Origin of the sequence: Telluria antibiotica, from assembly GCF_011682055.1 — a bacterium.
GTDB lineage: Bacteria > Pseudomonadota > Gammaproteobacteria > Burkholderiales > Burkholderiaceae_D > Telluria > Telluria antibiotica.
Genome location: NZ_JAAQOM010000020.1, coordinates 1 through 18,291, shown reverse-complemented (window position 1 = coordinate 18,291; position 18,291 = coordinate 1). Strand labels below are relative to the sequence as shown.

The window sequence follows — 18,291 nt, the reverse complement described above, 5'->3', positions numbered from 1 at the left end:
ATATCTTTGAATTGTAAACCGTCTGTGCACGCTGTGACGATACTTGTTGTATATCTGTGTCGTGATCACCGCAGATTTTTTGACATTGGCCGGTTCAAGGCACGCAGCAAGTCGCGCGGGCTTCATCGGGGCGGGTTCCGGACCAACAAGCCCTTTTAGGGTAAGATTCGCTGGCCCGCAATGTCATTCAAGCGCCGGGCATCCATCTCAACCCCGAACTCCCGCGATCACGCGGCGGCATGTTGCCGTCGCTGAAACGTTTCCGATATGGACTTGCGACCTTGCGGCATGCGCGCGGTGTCGCCACTTTTCGGAAAGAACAAGTAGAAATTTGATGAAGCAAAGCAAGCGAACTTTAAGTGTTGCCCCCATGATGGACTGGACCGACCGCCACTGCCGCGTCTTCCACCGCCAGATCACGAAGCACACGTGGCTCTACACGGAAATGGTGACGACTGGCGCCCTGGTCTATGGCGACGTCGAGCGCCACCTCCGGTATGACGACGTCGAGCACCCGATCGCGCTGCAGCTGGGCGGCAGCGACCCGGCCGACCTCGCGAAGAGCGCGAAGCTGGGCGAGCAGTGGGGCTATGATGAGGTCAACCTGAATTGCGGCTGCCCGTCCGAGCGCGTGCAGAAGGGCGCGTTCGGCGCCTGCCTGATGCAGGAGCCGCAACTCGTTGCCGATTGCGTCAAGGCGATGCGCGACGCCGTCAGCATCGACGTGACCGTCAAGCATCGCATCGGCATCGACCACAACGAGGAGTACGGGTTCGTCCGCGATTTCATCGGCACCATCGCCGACGCGGGTTGCCAGACTTTTATCGTGCATGCCCGCAATGCGGTGTTGAAAGGGCTGTCGCCCAAGGAAAACCGCGAGATCCCGCCGCTGCGCTACGAGGTGGCATATCAGTTGAAGCGCGAATTCCCCGAACTCGAGATCATCATCAATGGCGGCATCAAGACGGACGACGAGATCGCCACGCACCTGCAGCATGTCGACGGCGTCATGATCGGGCGCGAGGCCTACCACAACCCATATTCGATGGCTGCCTGGGACGCCCGTTTCTACGGCGACGCGACGCCGCAGAAGTCGCGCGAGCAGGTGCTGGAGGCGATGATTCCCTATATCCGCGCCGAACTCGACCGCTACGGCCCGCTGGGCCTGCGCCTGAACAGCATCACGCGCCATATGCTGGGCCTGATGGCCGGCCTGCCCGGTGCGCGCGGGTATCGCCAGATGCTGTCCGACGCGCGCCGCCTGGCCGAAGGCAATCCCGAACTCCTCCTCGAAGCCGCGGGCCGTCTCCGCTTGGCGGCCTGAATTGTTCCTTTCCTACCCCGGTCGCATGACGCGGCCGGGCTGTTCAAAATCCGCTACAAAAAATGATGCAATTGTGAAATCATTTGCATTGTCTTCCTTGCTGAAAAGCAAGAATGGGCCGATAATGCGGGTTCTTCTCCTTGCACGACATCTAGTCCTGTTGTTGTGGTGAAACATAATTACAGTGGTGCATGTTTTCTGTCTGAAAATTCGTCGTTTTGATTTATCCTGACGGAAATACGCAAGTCCACCGGGAAGATGGACTTTCTGTAACAAAAAAGAAAGCCCGGAACGGGCCGTTCACTTGAAACAGGGAAGATAAGGAATGAATCTAGCAAACATGAAGGTCGGCATGCGTCTGGGCCTGGGCTTTGCGCTTGTGCTCGTGCTGCTGGTCATGGTCACCGTCGTCGGCATCCTGCGCATGGCGCAGATCCAGAACCGGCTCGACCACGTCGTCACCGTCAATAACGTCGTGACGCGTCTGGTCGTCGACATGCGCAACAACGTCAGCGAACGCGTGACGTCGCTGCGCACGCTGACCCTGATGACGGACCCGGCGGACATGGAACCGGAACTGAACCGCTTCAAGGAACAGACCGCCAAGTACGACGCCCTGCAGGGCAAGCTGGTCGCCAAGTTCTCGGAAGAAGCGTCGGCCGAAGAAAAATCCCTGCTGAACCAGGTGAAGGATGCCGAAGGCGCCGCCATGCCGGCCATCGCCAAGGCATCGGCACTGTACCTGGCCAACAACGCGATGGACGCCACCCGCGTGATGGTCAAGGAAATCCGCCCGGCCCAGAAGAAATGGCTGGAGGCGCTCGACCAACTGGGTACGCTGGAAGACAAGTTGAACGCACAGGCCCAGGTCGATGCGGAAGCCGCCTTCGCCAGCGCCCGTAACTTCATGCTGGTGCTGCTGGGCGTGGCCGTCGCGATGGGCATCCTGGCCGCCACCGTCATCACCCGCGGCCTGCTGAAGCAGCTTGGCGGCGAACCGGGCTATACCGCGAAGATCGCCGGCAGCATCGCCGAGGGTGATCTGTCGATCGGCATCGAGACCAAATCGTCGGATCGCGGCAGCCTGCTCGTGGAAATGAAACAGATGCGCAACAGCCTGGTCGACATCGTCAGCCAGGTGCGTCGCGGTACGCACACGATCACGACCGCATCGCGTGAAATCGCGGCCGGTAACACCGACCTGTCGTCGCGTACGGAACTGCAAGCCAGCTCGCTGGAAAAGACGGCGTCGGCAATGGAAGAACTGACGTCGACCGTGAAGCAGAACGCGGACAATGCCCTCGAAGCCAACCACCTGGCCGCCACCGCATCGGACGTGGCACGCAAGGGCGGCGAAGTGGTGTCGCAAGTCGTCGGCACGATGGGCGAGATCAACAGCTCGGCCAGCAAGATCGCCGACATCATCGGCGTCATCGACGGCATCGCATTCCAGACGAACATCCTGGCGCTGAACGCGGCCGTCGAGGCGGCCCGTGCCGGCGAGCAGGGCCGCGGCTTCGCCGTCGTCGCCTCGGAAGTGCGCAACCTGGCCCAGCGTTCCGCTGCGGCAGCGAAAGAAATCAAGCAGCTGATCGGCGATTCCGTCGAGAAGATCGGCCGCGGCAGCAAGCTCGTCGGCCAGGCCGGCGAGACGATGGATGAGGTGGTCGCCAGCGTCAAGCGCGTGACCGACATCATGAGCGACATCGCCAGCGCCAGCGCCGAACAGAGCGCCGGCATCGAGCAGGTCAACCTGTCGATCATCGAGATGGACGGTATGACGCAGCAGAACGCCGCGCTCGTCGAGCAAGCGGCCGCCGCCTTCCAGAGCCTGCAGGACCAGGCCGCGGAACTGCAGCGCGTCGTCAGCATCTTCAAGCTGGCCGAAGGCGAAGAGCCGGCGGTCGTGGCTGCGCCGGCACCGGCCGCCGCAGCCACCCGCGCCGTCGTCGTCCGTCCGGCCAAGCCGCACTTGAAGAAGCCGGCGGCGCCAAAGGCACGCGCCGCGGCGCCGGTCCAGGAAGAACGTTCGGCCGATGCGCCAGCGTCGACCGCGAAGAAAGTCGCAGCGGCTGCCGCCAGCGACGATTGGGAAGAATTCTGAGCCAGGACGGCTCGTCCAGCGCCGGCGGGAGCGCCGGCATCAAAAAAAACTTTGTTTTTCGGGGGTAATAAAAATGTCCAACAAGAAATTTGCCGTGAGCTTGGTTGCTCTGCTGGTCTCGGGTATCGCTGGTTCCGCTTTCGCAGGCGAGACGCCGGCAACGTTTGATCCGTCCAAGTGCAAGGTCGAGTACCCGAAGGCCTCGCTGATGAACGAAGAGCAGGGCATCACGTCCATGTCCTTCCTCGTCGCAGCCGACGGCTCCGTGGCCGACTCGAAGCTGGAAAAATCGAGCGGCTTCAAGGGCCTGGACAAGGCCGCGCTGAAGGGCCTGTCGTCCTGCAAGTTCAAGCCGGGCACGAAGGATGGCGCGCCGGCCCAGACCTGGACCAAGGTCGACTACGCCTGGAAGCTGGACTGATCGCTTTGCGGGTGCCGGCCGGCCAGGCTCGGCGCCCCAGGTGAGGCTCTGCGTCCCCGGCATCTTGGCCGGGTGCGCGCGAGACCTGCGGCCTGGCGGCACCCGACAGTCCGAAAGGGCGTCCCTGCGGGGACGCCCTTTTTGTATGTTGCTCCGTGAAAATCTGTTGCGGGCTGTGGCGTCAAGTTCGGACGTAAGCGCCTGCTTCAGGGCCGTCGGCACGCACCATGAATCGCTGTAGTGGTGGTCGTGCCGGCTCCCCGCCACGCCCATGAATGGGCGCCGGGCTACTGGAACGGGAACGGCCACCGCCACGTGTGGATGCGCGGCCACTGGGAGCGCGTGCGCCCGGGCTACGTCTGGCATCGTCCGGAATGGCGCCAGGGCGACCGCGATGGCGACGGCGTGCCGAACGGCGTCGACCGCCGCCCGGACAATCCGAAGCGCTCGTGACGGTCAGGTCGACGCGGCGCCGTCCTCGAACATCTCGCTGGCCATGCGCGCCAGGTCGTTCATGCCGCCGCCCGCGTCCAGGTGGGCGCGCAGCCAGTGTGCCTGGCCGCCGTCCCGCATGAGGTGTTCGATCACGTCGCACGCCTTGGCGAAGCCGGGGTCCTGCGAGCGGCGCCGCAGCCGTTCCAGGTCGGCGCGGATCGCCTCAGCGGCCGGCATCGAGACGCCTGTCTCCGGATCGATCCAGGTCGCGTCGACGCCGTCGCGTGCGGCGTTGAAACGGTTCCAGATGTACAGCTCGCGGCTGGTGCTGCCTGGCCAGCGGCCTGGCTGGTCGGCCCATTCGAGGCACAGCTCGCGCGCGTAGCACGCCAGCGCGGCCGCGTACACGGGCTTCAATGGCGTGTCGAGCACGCGCAGCTCGATCGTCCCGTATTCCGGTTTCGGGCGCACGTCCCAATAAAAATCCTTGATGCTGTTGACGATGCCGTGCGCGGCCAGCCCGTCGAAGTGGGCGCGGAAATCGTCCCACGTGCGGATCTCGTACGGCAGGATGCCGCTCATCGGGAACGCGCCGACGACGTTGCTGCGCGAGCTGCAGAAGCCCGACACTTCGCCCTGCCAGCACGGCGAATTGGCGGAGAGGGCGATGAACAACGGGGCGCGCTGCGTGAGCCAGGCGCACAGCCGCATCGCTTCGTCCGGCGTGCCGGCACCGATGTGCACGTGCATGCCAAACACGGTAAACAGTTTAGCCAGATAGCCGAACTTGCGTTCGGACGCAAAATAACGTTCCTTCGGATAGATGCGCTGCTCGTTCCACTTCTGGAAAGGGTGCGCGCCGCCGCCGGAGATCGACGCGCCGACCTCGAACGCGGCGCGCTGCACCGTCGTGCGGATGTGTTCCAGCTGCTCCGCGGCCTCGTCGAACGACGTCAGGATCGCGGTCGCCACTTCGAGCATCGACGTCGTGATCTCGGGCGTGTGCACCCACGGCTTGTCGTGCTTGTCGAGCAGGCGCAGGATGTCGGGCGCGGCGGGGAACAGGTCGTAGGTCAGGCGGTCGAGCACCATCAGTTCCAGCTCGATGCCCATCGTGCCGATCGTGGACGGCTTGAAGTCGGGGAGGTATGCAGGCCCTTGTCCCGACACGGCCTGCGCCTGCGCATCCTGTTTCAATTTGCCCAGCGCTTCATCGTTCATCAATTCGCTCATTGTGTGCTTCCTCGGTAGGTTTCGCCCGCCAGGTGCAGGCCGACCCAGGTCAGGCCGGGCGCCAGCAGGACGTTCAGGGCCAGCAGCGCGCCCATCACGGCGGTGGACGTCGCATCGAGCCCGGTGTAGGCGTTGAGGGTGTTGTCGACGACGAGGCCGCCGTAGCTCACGAGGGAGCACATCGACAAGGCCATCGCATGCTGCTTGTGCGTGTCCCACGCAGTGCCCGGCCACAGCGCCAGGCGCGTTGCCGCGATGCGCACGGCGAACACCGTCACGGCGGCCAGGATCGCCCAGCCGTGCAGCAGCTGCTGCAAGTCGACGAGGGCGGCCGACATCAGGAACAGCAGCACGTAGCCGATGTCCTGCGCCGTCTTCAACTGGGCCTGGAACACGTTGTCGCGCTTCTCGGCATTGCGCAGCAGGACGCCCATCAGCAGCAGCGAGAGCAGGGCGCTCGCGGACATCACGGAGCACAGGCCGAGGTCGATCAGCAGCGCGGCCAGCAGCATGCCGGGGCGCAGCGTGGCGGGCACCTTGCATGCCCGCGTGGCGATGGCATACACGCCGTACGACAGCACGGCGATCAGCGCACCCACCACGAGCTTGCCGCCCTGGCGCATCAGCTCCGTCGCGAAGTCGCCGCCGGCGTCGGGGCCGTGGCTGCGGGTCCACGCGAGCGTGACGGCGAGCGCCAGCAGCGCGACGAGGTTCGAGAGGCCGACCATGTTCGACGTGGCGAAAGTGCTCGTGCCGCTCGCGTTTTCGTCCGCCACCATCGAACTGTGGATGACAGGATTGACGGCGATGAGGATCGATCCGATGAAGATCGCGGCGCCCCACGGCAGGGCGAGAAGCCCCAGCGCGACGGCCGCCGCGGCGCCGCGCAGCAGCGTGGCCAGCAACAGGCTCGCGCCCTGGCGTCCGCTGCGCAGCAGCCACGCGAGGTCCATCTTGCGGCCGACCTCGAACAGCACGAGCGCGGCGGCGCCGTTCAGGAGTTCCTGGAACTGGGTCAGCAGCGCGCGGTCGATGAAGCCGCCGCCGGTCGCGCCGAGCAGCAGGCCCGCGATCACGGCGCCGTACAGCTTGGGAATGCGGAAGCGCTGCAGCGTGAGGCCGATCACGAGCGCCAGCATCAGGCCGGCGCCCAGCACGGCCAGCGGCGACAGCAGCCACAGGGGCGTGGACAGTTCGTCATTCATGGCGCACCTCCCATGCGTGGGCGAGCGCCGTCAGTTCGCGTTCGACGACGGCCGCGCGCTGCTTCGGGTCGGGGGATGCCGCCGTCAGGTCGCTGACGATGCGCGCGCGCACGATTCCCGCGTCGTCGCGCAGCGGGATCCACAACTGTCCCTTGACGCTGCGGCCTTCCTTCCAGACGGCGATGAATTTGGCGCCCGTGCGCTCGCCGGGCCGGGCCGGGTCCAGCAGCGTGAACGGCTGCAGCCATTCGGCGTCGGGCAACCGGCGCGCCAGTTGCACCTGCATGCCGCTGCGCTGCTCGAGCCGTGCATCGTCGCGCGAATAGGGCAGGTGGATGCGCGTTTGGCTGATGCCCGAGGTCTCCAGTCGCAGGCACGTCTTGTCGGACACCCAGCGCCACGTATCGCCGTCCAGCATGCGCGGCTTGCCCTGCGACGCGTCGCGCCAGGCGACGAACAGTGGCGAGGGGGCGGGCAGCGGATTGCCCGCGTCGATGGCGTGCGCGGCCTGCGTCACGCCATTCCAGTGCGCGGCTTGCCAGGTACGCGTGGCGGGCTTGTCGGATGGCCGCCAGCGCCACAGCGTGGCCGACCACTGGCCATCGCCGCCGCGCCAGACCGCGGCCAACTGCTGCGCGTCCGACGTGCCTGCCGCGATGGTTCTGCCGGACCAGGCGGCGCTCCACGGCGGTGCGTCCGCATGGATGGCTTGCGTGAGGCGGTACCACGCGATCGCGGCCGGCGGCAGGCAGGCGCCCGCCGGGGCGGGGATGCTGCGCCAGTACAGCATTTCCACGCGCTGGCTCCAGGCGCAGCGGTGCATGGTCGGCACGCCCATCGTGGACAGGGCCGGATCGGACGGCGCGGCGCAGTCGCCGGGCCGCGCGCCGCTCAACTCGGTGAAGTCGGCGATGGCGGGTGTCGGCGGGGCGATCGGCGCCGGCTTGCGGCCGGCGGCCTGCGCCAGCAAGGCGGCGCACAGCGCGCACGTGCCCGCGACCAGGTGGATCGCGATGGAAGGGTGGCGCTGCGATGGACGTGTTGGGGTCATGCGTGTTTGGCCCTCGATGAAAGACCTCGGCGCGCGCCGGTGCGGGATGGAGGATCCGGTCCGGGGCGCGGAGGCGGGCGGTCACAGCGCGGCCGTGGCGGCCGTCGTCCGGACCCGTTGAAAGAGTGGATGCGGAGCGCATCCGGCGATGCGGCGAGGCCGCAGGGCGGTCAGGTCAACGCAAGGCCTGCCGCCCGGTTTTTAGGATGTTTGCCGAGGTCAAGTATAGAGCAAACAATTCATTTGCTCAAATATGATTGACGTAATTACATTTCTGGCATGCATTTTAATTCATGCGGATGGGATGTGGCGTACGGTTGGGATTGCTGCAGCCGGATGACCTGGGCGATTCACCCGCACCCGCCGTCAGTTGCACCGAGTAGATGGCTTCCCATTTGGCGATACTGTAGAGGCGCCAGAGCGTCCCTCTGTCGATCTTGTCGAAGTCCGGCTTGTCCTTGCACATGTGCTTCACGATGGCGGACCGGCCGATCGCCGCTTGCATGTCGGCGCCGGCGGCCTCGAGCCAGGCAGCGTCAGGCGCTTCGAAGCCGAGTTTGACCTTGCGCCACAAAATATTGTCCGGCACGAGACCGGCCAGCGCGACCCTCAGGATGTGCTTCGTCCAGCCGTTCCTGATCTTGAAGCGGGTGCTGACGGCAAAAGCCGCTTCAACGAGCTGGTGGTCCAGGAAAGGGAGGCGAGCTTCGACCGAATGGCGCATCGAGTTGCGGTCCGCGTACCTGAGCAGATGGGGCAGCTGAAACCGTTCGATTTCCATCCTTTGCAGGGCGCGGACGTTGCGACATGCCGCATTCAAATTCGCGATATTGGGAAACCGGAGCAGATACTCCGGCCTGACGTAGGCGAACTTCCGTTTCAGCCGCGCGATGCGGATTCTCGACACCGAAAAATACAGCAAATAGCCGAGTACTTCCCTGGGCGAGAGCCTGGAATGGCCGGTGATGGAAAAGAATTCGCGAATCGCGGCGTGCCACGGCAGCGAGCGGAGGTAGGCGGAATAATAGCGCTCGTAGCCGAGCAGGACCTCATCGCCGCCCTGGCCGTCGAGGACGACTTTGCATCCGATCTGTTTCGCTTTCTGGAACACGAAATACTGCATGAAGATGGACGGGGTGGCGAACGGCTCTTCCTGGCAATAGACGACCTCGTCGATGGCCTCGATGAAGTCATCGACGCTCGGTTCGATGACGAACAAGTCGATGTCGCATTTTGCGGCGAGGTCGCGAGCAAAGCCACTTTCGTCGAGCCTGCCGGAGCCACCCTTGGCGTGAATGGCCTGGAACCGTGCCGACGATGTCGCGCGGGTGACGGCTGACGAGAGGGCCGCGATGGCGGAACTGTCGAGCCCGCCGCTCAGGCAGGTGCCGACCTTGACGTCCGATCGCATCCGGTACGCGACCGACCGGTGCAGTTCTGCCAGGAAACGCTCGGAGGCGGCCCATTCGTCCAGGGCCGGCAGGTCATCCCGCGCCGTCAACGTGTAATAGCGGCGTTCGTCGACACGGTGGGATCGCAGCGAATACACGAGGTTATGGCCGGCTGCCAGCGCGGACACGCCATCGAAAAACGTTTCGCGCGTGTGGTCGGAATAGCCTTCGATCAGAAAATCCCGTACCGCGCGCACGTTCGCGACGGCGCTGCCTCCCTTGCCGCACAGGACCTGCTTAATTTCCGAGCCGAAGACGAACCGTCGGGGCGTATCCGAGTAATAAAATGGCTTGATGCCGAATCGATCGCGGCTGCAGAACAGGATGTCTTTTTCCCTGTCATACAGGCAGAAGGCCCACATGCCGTTGAAGCGCTCGACGCAGGCCGTGCCCCACTTGTCGTAGGCGCACAGAATGACCTCGGTGTCCGTTTCGGACGAAAAGCGATAGCCGTCGAGAAGCAGCTGCTCGCGGATTTCCAGGTAATTGAAAATCTCGCCGCTGAACGTGATGACGTATCTTTTTCCATATGCCATGGGCTGATGGCCGTCCCGCGACAAATCGAGGATGGCCAGGCGGCGGTGCCCGAGTGCAAACTGCTTGCCGAAGAAGAAGCCTTCGCCGTCCGGCCCCCGATGAGCGGCCAGGTCGTTGATGGCCTTGATCGCCTTGCGGCCGACGGCCGAAGCGTTCTTGTTCACAACTCCGCTGATTCCGCACATCGCGATCGCCTTTCCTATGCACGCAGGGACACTCACGCTCGAGCGACTGCCAAACCGATGTTGAGGCGCGCGATTCGGGCGGGTCTTGCGCCAGGACGAAAAAATCGGGAAAAGATCGGCGCGGGGGCCGGTGGGACCGACTGGCCGGCTGGGAGGGGAAAGAGACTTACGACGGTGAAACGCAAAAAGCCCGGACTGGCCGGGCTTTCGAATTCTTGGGGTGGCTGATGGGACTCGAACCCACGACAACAGGAATCACAATCCTGGACTCTACCAACTGAGCTACAGCCACCACTGTCTTACTTCGCGTCCCGTTGTTGCCGAGACAGAACGAGATTATATAGGGTCATTCGCATTCTGGCAAATCGAGTTTTCCCAGCAGTGCGACGCGCGCTCAGGCCACGCCGAACGTCGTCTCGTGCACGGGCGGATCGATGCCGATCAGGCCGTTGAACGCGGCCGACAGCGCCGTGGCACTCGCGCTCGTGTAGGCCTCCAGGGACGCAGGCGCGTCCGGCCGTGCGGTGCGCAGCAGGTGGCCGGCATCGAGCAGGCGGACGAGCTGGCGCGTCACCGCGTCGCCCGTGTCGACGAGCGCGACGTCGTGCGCGCCCGCGGAGGCGATCACGTCTTCGATGGAAGCCCGCACGAGCGGGTAGTGCGTGCAGCCCAGCACGAGGGTGTCGGCGCCTTGCTCGAGCAGCGGCGTCACGTAGCGCACCAGCAGCTCGCGCGTGCCGGCCGTGTCGCCCAGTTCGATGCGGTCGACGAGGCCGCGGCACGGCTGCAGCAGGAATGCCGCGCCCGTCGCTTCCGTGATCTGGTCGCGCAGTTGCAGGAACTTGCTGCCTTCCAGCGTGCGCGCCGTCGCCAGCACGCCGACCTTGCCGCTGCGCGTGATGGCGGCCGCCGGCTTCAGGCCCGGTTCCACGCCCACGATGGGCAAGTTCGGAAAATGCTCGCGCAGCACCTTCACGGCGGAGACGGTGGCCGTGTTGCAGGCCACGACGATGGCTTTCGCGCCCCGTTCGACGAGGAAGCGGGCTACCGCGAGCGAGCGTTCGGCGACGACGTGTTCGGCCTTGTCGCCGTACGGTGCGAACCCCGTGTCGGCCACGTAGATCAGGTGTTCGTCAGGGAGTGCCGCGCGGATGTGGCGCAGGATCGACAGGCCGCCGAGGCCCGAATCGAAGACGCCGACCGGCGCGTCGTTGGAAGACGATGGTGTGGACATGGGGGTATAGTAAAACGGGCGGCCGAGCCGCCCGTTGCACGCATTACGCCGGGATCAGCTTCAGCGATTCGATTTTCGCGGCCCATTCCTTCGGACCGGTCTGGTGCACCGACGTGCCGGTCGCGTCGACGGCGACGGTCACCGGCATGTCCTTGACTTCGAACTCGTAGATCGCTTCCATGCCCAGGTCTTCGAAGCCGACGACCTTCGCCGACTTGATCGCCTTCGACACGAGGTAAGCGGAACCGCCGACGGCCATCAGGTATGCCGACTTGTGGTTCTTGATGGCCTCGATGGCGGCCGGACCGCGTTCGGCCTTGCCGATCATCGCGATCAGGCCCGTCTTCTCGAGCATCATGTCGGTGAACTTGTCCATGCGCGTCGCCGTCGTCGGGCCGGCCGGGCCCACGACTTCGTCACGCACCGGGTCGACCGGGCCGACGTAGTAGATCACGCGGTTCGTGAAGTCGACCGGCAGTTGTTCGCCTTTCGCCAGCATGTCCTGGATGCGCTTGTGCGCGGCGTCGCGGCCCGTCAGCATCTTGCCGTTCAGGAGCAGCGTCTGGCCCGGCTGCCACGATGCCACTTCTTCCTTCGTCAGCGTGTCGAGGTTCACGCTCTTCGATTTCTGCGTGTCCGGCGTCCAGTTCACGTCCGGCCAGGTCGACAGCGCCGGTGGTTCGATGTACGACGGGCCCGAGCCGTCCAGCACGAAGTGCGCGTGGCGCGTGGCGGCGCAGTTCGGGATCATCGCGACCGGCTTCGACGCCGCGTGCGTCGGGTACATATTGATCTTCACGTCCAGCACGGTCGTCAGGCCGCCCAGGCCTTGCGCGCCGATGCCCAGCGCGTTGATCTTGTCGCACAGTTCGATGCGCAGCTCTTCCAGCTTGTTCTGCGGGCCGCGTGCCTTCAGTTCGTACATGTCGATGTCTTCCATCAGCGACTCCTTGGCCATCAGCATGGCCTTCTCGGCGGAGCCGCCGATACCGATGCCCAGCATGCCAGGCGGGCACCAGCCGGCGCCCATCAGCGGGACGGTCTTGAGCACCCAGTCGACCAGCGAGTCGGACGGGTTCAGCATGACGAACTTGGTCTTGTTTTCCGAGCCGCCACCTTTTGCGGCGACCATCACGTCGACCGTGTCGCCCGGGACCAGTTCCATGTGGACGACGGCCGGCGTGTTGTCCTTCGTGTTCTTGCGCTCGAAGTGCGGGTCGGCGACGATCGAGGCGCGCAGCTTGTTGTCGGCGAAGTTGTACGCGCGGCGCACGCCTTCGTTGACGGCGTCCGTGATCGAGCCGCTGCCGAAGCCTTCGAAGCGCACGTTCATGCCGATTTTGAGGAACACGTTGACGATGCCGGTGTCCTGGCAGATCGGGCGCTTGCCTTCCGCGCACATGCGCGAGTTGGTCAGGATCTGCGCGATGGCGTCCTTGGCGGCCGGGCTCTGCTCGGCCTCGTACGCGCGCGCGAGGTGCTGGATGTAGTCGGCGGGGTGGTAGTAGCTGATGTACTGGAGCGCGGCGGCGACCGATTCGATCAGGTCGTCCTGTTTAATGACAGTCATGGGGTTCTCGCTGTGGGGGTCTTGGATTACGGTGGTATCAGTGGTGCTTGTTGTCACTCTGGGTGGTCATCATGATCCGGTCTGTGTAGGCGATCGCCATCGCCGACAGCAGGAACACGACGTGGATGCAGGTCTGCGCGATGATCGTCTGCGCATCGTACGACTTGGCGTTGATGAACGTCTTGAGCAGGTGGATCGACGAGATGCCGATGATCGCCATCGCCAGCTTGGTCTTCAGCACGGACGCATTCACGTGCGACAGCCATTCCGGCTGGTCCGGATGGTCTTCCAGGTACATGCGCGAGACGAACGTCTCGTAGCCGCCCACGATCACCATGATCAGGAGGTTCGAGATCATGACGACGTCGATGAGGCCCAGCACGACGAGCATGATCGTCGTTTCGTTCAATTTGTCCGGCAGCGGCGCGCCCGGCACGGCGACGGCCTGGAACACGTGGTGCAGCGCGTCCTCGTTGCCCATCGCGGCCAGCACGAGGTCTTTCAATTCGACCCAGAAATGGAACACGTACACGCACTGGGCGAGGATCAGACCCAGGTAAAGGGGCAGTTGCAGCCAGCGGCTGGCGAACATGAAACTGGCGAGGGCGCTGCGTTTTCTTGCGCTGGACGAGGGTTGCGAATCAAGCATCTGGCGGGCTTTCCAATGCGGCTGCGGTCGAGACAGCTCAACATTCTACACCCGTCGAGCGTTGCCGGCTTGCCTTCGTCGTCCGCCGATGTTGGTAGAATGACCCGATCCGAGGCCAGCGCGCGCCTGTAAGGGCTCAGTAAGCGAGGGCGCCTAAGGTATGAGGCAAAATTACTACTACTTAATTGGAGACTAGTATGGCCGAGAACGAAACCCAACAGCAGGGATTGCAAGAGAACCGCGTGTTCCAGCCGTCCCCGCAATTCGCAGCGCATGCCGCCATCTCCGGCATGGACGCCTACCAAAAGCTGTGCGACGAAGCCGCCAGCGACTACGAAGGTTTCTGGGCCCGCCTGGCGCGCGAGAACATTGCGTGGCACAAGCCGTTCACGCAGACTCTCGACGAATCGAACGCCCCGTTCTACAAGTGGTTCGCGGACGGGCAGCTGAACGCATCGTACAACTGCCTCGACCGCCAGATCGAGAACGGCAACGGCGACAAGACGGCAATCATCTTCGAAGCGGACGATGGCCAGGTCACCCGCGCCACGTACCGCGACCTGCACGAGCGTGTCTGCAAATTCGCCAACGGCCTCAAGGCCCGCGGCATCAAGAAGGGCGACCGTGTCATCATCTACATGTCGATGTCGATCGAAGGCGTGGCCGCCATGCAGGCGTGCGCGCGCATCGGCGCGACGCACTCCGTCGTGTTCGGCGGCTTCTCCGCGAAGTCGCTGCAGGAGCGCATCATCGACGCGGGCGCCGTCGCCGTCATCACGGCCGACGAGCAGTTGCGTGGCGGTAAGTCGCTGCCGCTGAAAGCCATCGTCGACGAGGCGCTGGCGCTGGGCGGCTGTGACACGATCCGCGACGTCATCGTGTACAAGCGCACGGGTGGCAACATCAACTTCCAGCAGGGCCGCGACCTGTGGCTGCACGACCTCGTCGACGGCCAGAGCGCGCAATGCGAGCCGGAGTGGGTCGATGCCGAGCACCCGCTGTTCATCCTCTACACGTCCGGCTCGACGGGCACGCCGAAGGGCGTCCAGCACTCGACCGGCGGCTACCTGCTGTGGGCCGCGCTGACGATGAAGTGGACGTTCGACGTCAAGCCTGACGACGTCTACTGGTGCACCGCCGACATCGGCTGGGTCACGGGCCACACGTACATCTGCTACGGCCCGACGGCGGTCGGCGCCACGCAGATCGTGTTCGAAGGCGTGCCGACGTACCCGAACGCCGGCCGTTTCTGGGACACGATCGCGAAGCACAAGGCCACCATCTTCTACACGGCGCCGACGGCGATCCGGTCGCTGATCAAGGCCTCGAACACGGACGAGAAAGTCCATCCGAAGAACTACGACCTGTCCAGCCTGCGCCTGCTGGGCACTGTCGGCGAGCCGATCAACCCGGAAGCGTGGATGTGGTACTACACGCAGGTGGGCGGCGAGCGTTGCCCGATCGTGGACACGTTCTGGCAGACGGAAACGGGCGGTCACATGATCACGCCGCTGCCGGGCGCGACGCCGATGGTGCCGGGTTCCTGCACGCTGCCGCTGCCGGGCATCATGGCCGCCATCGTCGACGAGGCGGGCCACGACGTGCCGAACGGGCAGGGCGGCATCCTCGTGGTGAAGCGTCCGTGGCCGTCGATGATCCGCACCATCTGGAACAACCCGGACCGCTTCCGCAGCGCCTACTACCCGGAAGAGCTGGGCGGCAAATACTACCTGGCCGGCGACGGCGCGATCCGCAACAAGGACACGGGCAATTTCACGATCACGGGCCGCATCGACGACGTGCTGAACGTGTCGGGCCACCGCATGGGCACGATGGAGATCGAGTCCGCGCTCGTGGCGCATCCGATCGTGGCGGAAGCCGCGGTCGTCGGCAAGCCGGACGACACGACGGGCGAGGCGATCTGCGCGTTCGTCGTGCTGAAACAGGCGCGTCCGACCGGCGAAGATGCGAAGAAGCTGGCGGCCGAGCTGCGCAACTGGGTCGGCAAGGAGATCGGTCCGATCGCCAAACCGAAGGAGATCCGCTTCGGCGACAACCTGCCGAAGACGCGCTCCGGCAAGATCATGCGCCGCCTGCTGCGCGTGCTGGCCAAGGGCGAGACGATCACCCAGGACATCTCCACGCTGGAAAATCCTGCGATCCTCGAACAATTGAAAGAATCTGCCTGACCATTCGGGCCGCTGATCGGTTACACTGATCACAGCAGAGTTGACGCCGCGCCGGGAGACCGGGGCGGCGTTTTTTTATCCCGTGCACGCTCTACGTTTGGTGGGCACGGGGTGCCCACCCTACGCCCTGGGCGGAGTCTTATCATTTCCGCACATTTGCCGTAGGGTGGGCGGCCCCCGCCCACCAAGCCGTGGCGTCGCGTCAATGCGCGCGTTTGGTGGGCACGTTCGCAAACGAGGCCCCGGCCTCGCTTGCCCCTACGAATCGTCGCCCGGGTTCTTGAACAGCGCGTCCAGCGCCGCACGTTGGTTCGCCACGGCCGCGCGCCCGCGCTTGCCCGCGAACTCTTCCTCGATATTGTCGCGATAAAAACTCCAGGCGGCGCCCGACGTCGAGAACCGGCGCCAGACCTCGCTGCCGACGCCCGCATAATCGATCGCGCTGCCGTCGTCGAACTCCACGCGCAGGATGCGCTCGCGTGCGTCGTAGCCGATGGCGCGCAGCTTGCCCGCGTTAATGCGTTTCATGTCCATGGTGTCGTTTTCTCCTCTGCGATGCATGGATTATTGGGACATTCGCCTGATTCGGCAAGCCAAGACGCCTTGCGCTCGCGTGCGCGGCTTGTTGCGGCCGATGCTTGTCCGTACCCTGGCTCGGCTGTATCGACCAAGACGATAAAGGAGACCGCTTGATGAAAACCTTCGCAAGATGGCTGAGTGCCCTTGTGCTCGCCCTTTCGTTCCTGCCCCTGACCGCATCCGCCACTGGCTACACACAGACCCGCTACCCGATCGTGCTCGTGCACGGCTTCCTCGGCTGGGACAGCATCGGCCCGTACGATTACTGGTTCGGCATCGCCGACGCCCTGCGCCGCGACGGCGCGCAAGTCTACGTCGCCCAGGTGACCGCATCCAACAGCACGGAAGTGCGCGGAGAGCAGCTGCTCACCTACGTCAAGCGGGTGCTTGCGGCGACGGGCGCGCCCAAGGTCAACCTGATCGGCCACAGCCACGGCGGCCCGACCGTGCGCTACGTCGCGTCGGTGGCGCCGGACCTCGTGGCGTCCGTGACGAGCGTCGGCGGCGTCAACAAGGGATCGAAGGTGGCCGACGTCATCCGCGGCACCGTCGCGCCGGGCACGTTCTCGGAGGCGGTGCTCGGGTCGATCGTCGACGGCGTCGCAGGCACCATCGCGTTCCTGTCCGGCGACAGCAGCACGCAGATGTCGACGGCGGCCCTCGATTCGATGACCACGGCGGGTGCTGCGAAATTCAATGCCGCGCATCCGGAAGGCGTGCCCGCCACGGCGTGCGGCGAAGGCGCGTACCAGGCCCGCGGCGTCTATTATTTTTCGTGGAGCGGCGCGCAGCCGTTCACGAACCTGTTCGACCCGCTCGACGGATCGCTCGGCCTGTTGTCGCTGGCCTTCCTCGGCGAGAAGAACGATGGCCTCGTCGGCAGCTGCTCCAGCCACCTGGGGCGCGTGATCCGTGACGACTACGCGATGAATCACCTGGACGAGGTGAACCAGGTCGCGGGCCTCGTCAACCTGTTCGAGACGAGTCCCGTCACCCTGTACCGCCAGCACGCCAACCGCCTGCGCGGGATGGGACTGTGAAGGGACGCGCGACGCCACTCGTCGCCGCGACCGCGGCCGCGGCGCTGTTCCTCGCCGCGCTGGCGGGCCGCCATGCACCGCCGGTGGCGGCGCCGCAGGTCGTGACGGTGGCGCCGCCCGCCACGCCGTTCGCTCGTTCGCTGCAGGGCACGCGGCCGGACGGCGCCGTGCGCGTGGCGCCGGACGACAGCGTCGTCGCGGACGCCCAGCTGATCGAACTGTTCGACTATTACCTGAGCACCGTGGGCGAGAAATCGCCCGACGCCGTGCGCGCGGAGATCGGGCGGGAACTGGGCCGGACGTTGCAGCCGCAAGCATCCGCCGCGGCCAAGCGCGTGCTGGCGCGCTACATCGCGTACCGGCAGGCGATGGCGGGACTCGAAGCGGACCGCCGCCTGGCCGGTCCGGACGCAGCGGCGCTGAAGAGGCGCCTCGCCGCGCTGCACGGGCTGCGCGCGCAGTACTTCAGCCAACGCGAAATGGCCGCGATCTTCGGCCGCGAAGAGGCCGCGAATGCCGACGCGCTGGCGCGCCTGGACATCCGCGACGACCGCACGCTGACGGCGCAGCAGAAGCGGGACCGGCTGGCTGCGCTGGACGCCGGCTTGCCGGCCGACGTGCGCGCCGCGCGCGAGGCGCCGTTGAAGATCGTGCGGGTGCAGGAGGAAGCGGAGCGGCTGCGGGCAAGCGGCGCCGGCGATGACGACGTGTTCCGCCTGCGCGCCGCGGCGTTTGGTGCCGACGCGGCCGTGCGCCTTGCCGACGTGGACCGCGAGGAGGCCGCGTGGAAGCGGCGTATCGATGCCTACCTGGCGGAGCGCCGCGGCCTGCACGACGAGGCCGCGGTGGCGGCGCTGCGCAGCCGCATGTTCAGCGCGGACGAGCAGCGGCGCTTGGCGGCATACGACCCGGCGCGGTCGGAAACGGGCGCCAATCCGCGGGAATGACGGTCCATGGTCGTAACGTGAAAGAACGTATCCAAAAGACGTGCGGATGCCTGGCCGGGGTAGGCCATCAAAAATTGTGCAGCTCGCGACTCAGGCAGGTTGGTCGATCAGACCGAATTTCTTGAGAGCCTTGATCC

At 65.2% G+C, this 18,291-nt stretch carries 15 protein-coding genes and 1 tRNA gene; 7 read left to right on the top strand and 9 right to left on the bottom strand.

Annotated features, from left to right (window positions below):
* Window positions 1-334 precede the first annotated feature (334 nt).
* From dusA to HAV22_RS26315, 4 genes are all read left to right on the top strand, one after another.
* Window positions 335-1,324: a tRNA dihydrouridine(20/20a) synthase DusA gene (gene dusA / locus HAV22_RS26330; RefSeq protein ID WP_166863465.1), complete on the top strand. Its 990-nt coding sequence runs from the start codon at window positions 335-337 to the stop codon at window positions 1,322-1,324.
* A 325-nt stretch (window positions 1,325-1,649) separates the two neighbouring features.
* A complete protein-coding gene (locus HAV22_RS26325; protein ID WP_229421433.1) occupies window positions 1,650-3,428 on the top strand; it encodes a methyl-accepting chemotaxis protein in 1,779 nt (592 codons plus the stop codon).
* Window positions 3,429-3,501: 73 nt separating this feature from the next.
* Entirely contained in the window at window positions 3,502-3,849 is a 348-nt protein-coding gene (locus HAV22_RS26320) for an energy transducer TonB (protein WP_166863462.1), read from the top strand.
* A gap of 249 nt (window positions 3,850-4,098) precedes the next feature.
* A complete protein-coding gene (locus HAV22_RS26315; RefSeq protein WP_166863461.1) occupies window positions 4,099-4,302 on the top strand; it encodes a hypothetical protein in 204 nt (67 codons plus the stop codon).
* A 3-nt stretch (window positions 4,303-4,305) separates the two neighbouring features.
* Here the strand turns inward: HAV22_RS26315 and HAV22_RS26310 are convergent, their stop codons facing one another.
* The 8 genes from HAV22_RS26310 to HAV22_RS26275 all read right to left on the bottom strand — a co-directional run bounded on the left by HAV22_RS26310 (window position 4,306) and on the right by HAV22_RS26275 (window position 13,399).
* Window positions 4,306-5,517 carry a YbdK family carboxylate-amine ligase gene (locus HAV22_RS26310; protein WP_229421432.1) on the bottom strand — a complete coding sequence of 404 codons (1,212 nt, stop codon included), beginning with the start codon at window positions 5,515-5,517 and terminating at the stop codon, window positions 4,306-4,308.
* A complete protein-coding gene (locus HAV22_RS26305) occupies window positions 5,514-6,722 on the bottom strand; it encodes a cation:proton antiporter domain-containing protein (RefSeq protein ID WP_166863459.1) in 1,209 nt (402 codons plus the stop codon). The genes HAV22_RS26310 and HAV22_RS26305 overlap by 4 nt, the downstream gene beginning before the upstream one ends.
* The gene (locus tag HAV22_RS26300) at window positions 6,715-7,773 is read right to left on the bottom strand and encodes a hypothetical protein (protein ID WP_166863457.1); all 1,059 of its coding nucleotides are present in this window, start codon (window positions 7,771-7,773) and stop codon (window positions 6,715-6,717) included. Before HAV22_RS26300 ends, HAV22_RS26305 begins: the two co-directional genes overlap by 8 nt.
* A 286-nt stretch (window positions 7,774-8,059) precedes the next feature.
* Window positions 8,060-9,946, bottom strand: coding sequence for an asparagine synthase (glutamine-hydrolyzing) (gene asnB, locus HAV22_RS26295; protein ID WP_229421431.1), 1,887 nt, complete (start codon window positions 9,944-9,946; stop codon window positions 8,060-8,062).
* 216 nt (window positions 9,947-10,162) lie between these two features.
* Window positions 10,163-10,238: transfer RNA gene (locus HAV22_RS26290), tRNA-His, on the bottom strand.
* Between the two features lie 102 nt (window positions 10,239-10,340).
* The gene (gene murI / locus HAV22_RS26285; RefSeq protein ID WP_166863453.1) at window positions 10,341-11,180 is read right to left on the bottom strand and encodes a glutamate racemase; all 840 of its coding nucleotides are present in this window, start codon (window positions 11,178-11,180) and stop codon (window positions 10,341-10,343) included.
* Between the two features lie 43 nt (window positions 11,181-11,223).
* Window positions 11,224-12,750, bottom strand: coding sequence for a fumarate hydratase (locus HAV22_RS26280; protein WP_166863451.1), 1,527 nt, complete (start codon window positions 12,748-12,750; stop codon window positions 11,224-11,226).
* Between the two features lie 37 nt (window positions 12,751-12,787).
* On the bottom strand, window positions 12,788-13,399 hold the full coding sequence (locus tag HAV22_RS26275) for a TIGR00645 family protein (RefSeq protein ID WP_166863449.1): 612 nt from the start codon (window positions 13,397-13,399) through the stop codon (window positions 12,788-12,790).
* A gap of 197 nt (window positions 13,400-13,596) precedes the next feature.
* Here HAV22_RS26275 and acs point away from each other — a divergent pair, with 197 nt between their 5' ends.
* On the top strand, window positions 13,597-15,588 hold the full coding sequence (acs, locus tag HAV22_RS26270; RefSeq protein WP_166863447.1) for an acetate--CoA ligase: 1,992 nt from the start codon (window positions 13,597-13,599) through the stop codon (window positions 15,586-15,588).
* Window positions 15,589-15,846: 258 nt separating this feature from the next.
* Here the strand turns inward: acs and HAV22_RS26265 are convergent, their stop codons facing one another.
* Complete coding sequence (locus HAV22_RS26265; RefSeq protein ID WP_229421430.1) at window positions 15,847-16,116, bottom strand: KTSC domain-containing protein; 270 nt, start codon at window positions 16,114-16,116, stop codon at window positions 15,847-15,849.
* A 164-nt stretch (window positions 16,117-16,280) separates the two neighbouring features.
* On the opposite strand from HAV22_RS26265, the gene HAV22_RS26260 reads away from it, so the two are divergent.
* A complete protein-coding gene (locus HAV22_RS26260; RefSeq protein ID WP_166863442.1) occupies window positions 16,281-17,207 on the top strand; it encodes an esterase/lipase family protein in 927 nt (308 codons plus the stop codon).
* On the top strand, window positions 17,204-18,154 hold the full coding sequence (locus HAV22_RS31385; RefSeq protein ID WP_166863440.1) for a lipase secretion chaperone: 951 nt from the start codon (window positions 17,204-17,206) through the stop codon (window positions 18,152-18,154). The genes HAV22_RS26260 and HAV22_RS31385 overlap by 4 nt, the downstream gene beginning before the upstream one ends.
* The last annotated feature ends 137 nt before the right edge of the window (window positions 18,155-18,291 follow it).

What these genes read in the sequence shown, in the direction of transcription:
- HAV22_RS26305 (WP_166863459.1), bottom strand. Translation starts at nt 6,722, where the DNA reads ATGAATGACGAACTGTCCACGCCCCTGTGGCTGCTGTCGCCGCTGGCC.
- HAV22_RS26325 (WP_229421433.1), top strand. Translation starts at nt 1,650, where the DNA reads ATGAATCTAGCAAACATGAAGGTCGGCATGCGTCTGGGCCTGGGCTTT.
- HAV22_RS26265 (WP_229421430.1), bottom strand. Translation starts at nt 16,116, where the DNA reads ATGAAACGCATTAACGCGGGCAAGCTGCGCGCCATCGGCTACGACGCA.
- acs (WP_166863447.1), top strand. Translation starts at nt 13,597, where the DNA reads ATGGCCGAGAACGAAACCCAACAGCAGGGATTGCAAGAGAACCGCGTG.
- murI (WP_166863453.1), bottom strand. Translation starts at nt 11,180, where the DNA reads ATGTCCACACCATCGTCTTCCAACGACGCGCCGGTCGGCGTCTTCGAT.
- HAV22_RS26260 (WP_166863442.1), top strand. Translation starts at nt 16,281, where the DNA reads ATGAAAACCTTCGCAAGATGGCTGAGTGCCCTTGTGCTCGCCCTTTCG.
- HAV22_RS26275 (WP_166863449.1), bottom strand. Translation starts at nt 13,399, where the DNA reads ATGCTTGATTCGCAACCCTCGTCCAGCGCAAGAAAACGCAGCGCCCTC.
- HAV22_RS26310 (WP_229421432.1), bottom strand. Translation starts at nt 5,517, where the DNA reads ATGAGCGAATTGATGAACGATGAAGCGCTGGGCAAATTGAAACAGGAT.
- HAV22_RS26300 (WP_166863457.1), bottom strand. Translation starts at nt 7,773, where the DNA reads ATGACCCCAACACGTCCATCGCAGCGCCACCCTTCCATCGCGATCCAC.
- asnB (WP_229421431.1), bottom strand. Translation starts at nt 9,946, where the DNA reads ATGTGCGGAATCAGCGGAGTTGTGAACAAGAACGCTTCGGCCGTCGGC.
- dusA (WP_166863465.1), top strand. Translation starts at nt 335, where the DNA reads ATGAAGCAAAGCAAGCGAACTTTAAGTGTTGCCCCCATGATGGACTGG.
- HAV22_RS26320 (WP_166863462.1), top strand. Translation starts at nt 3,502, where the DNA reads ATGTCCAACAAGAAATTTGCCGTGAGCTTGGTTGCTCTGCTGGTCTCG.
- HAV22_RS26280 (WP_166863451.1), bottom strand. Translation starts at nt 12,750, where the DNA reads ATGACTGTCATTAAACAGGACGACCTGATCGAATCGGTCGCCGCCGCG.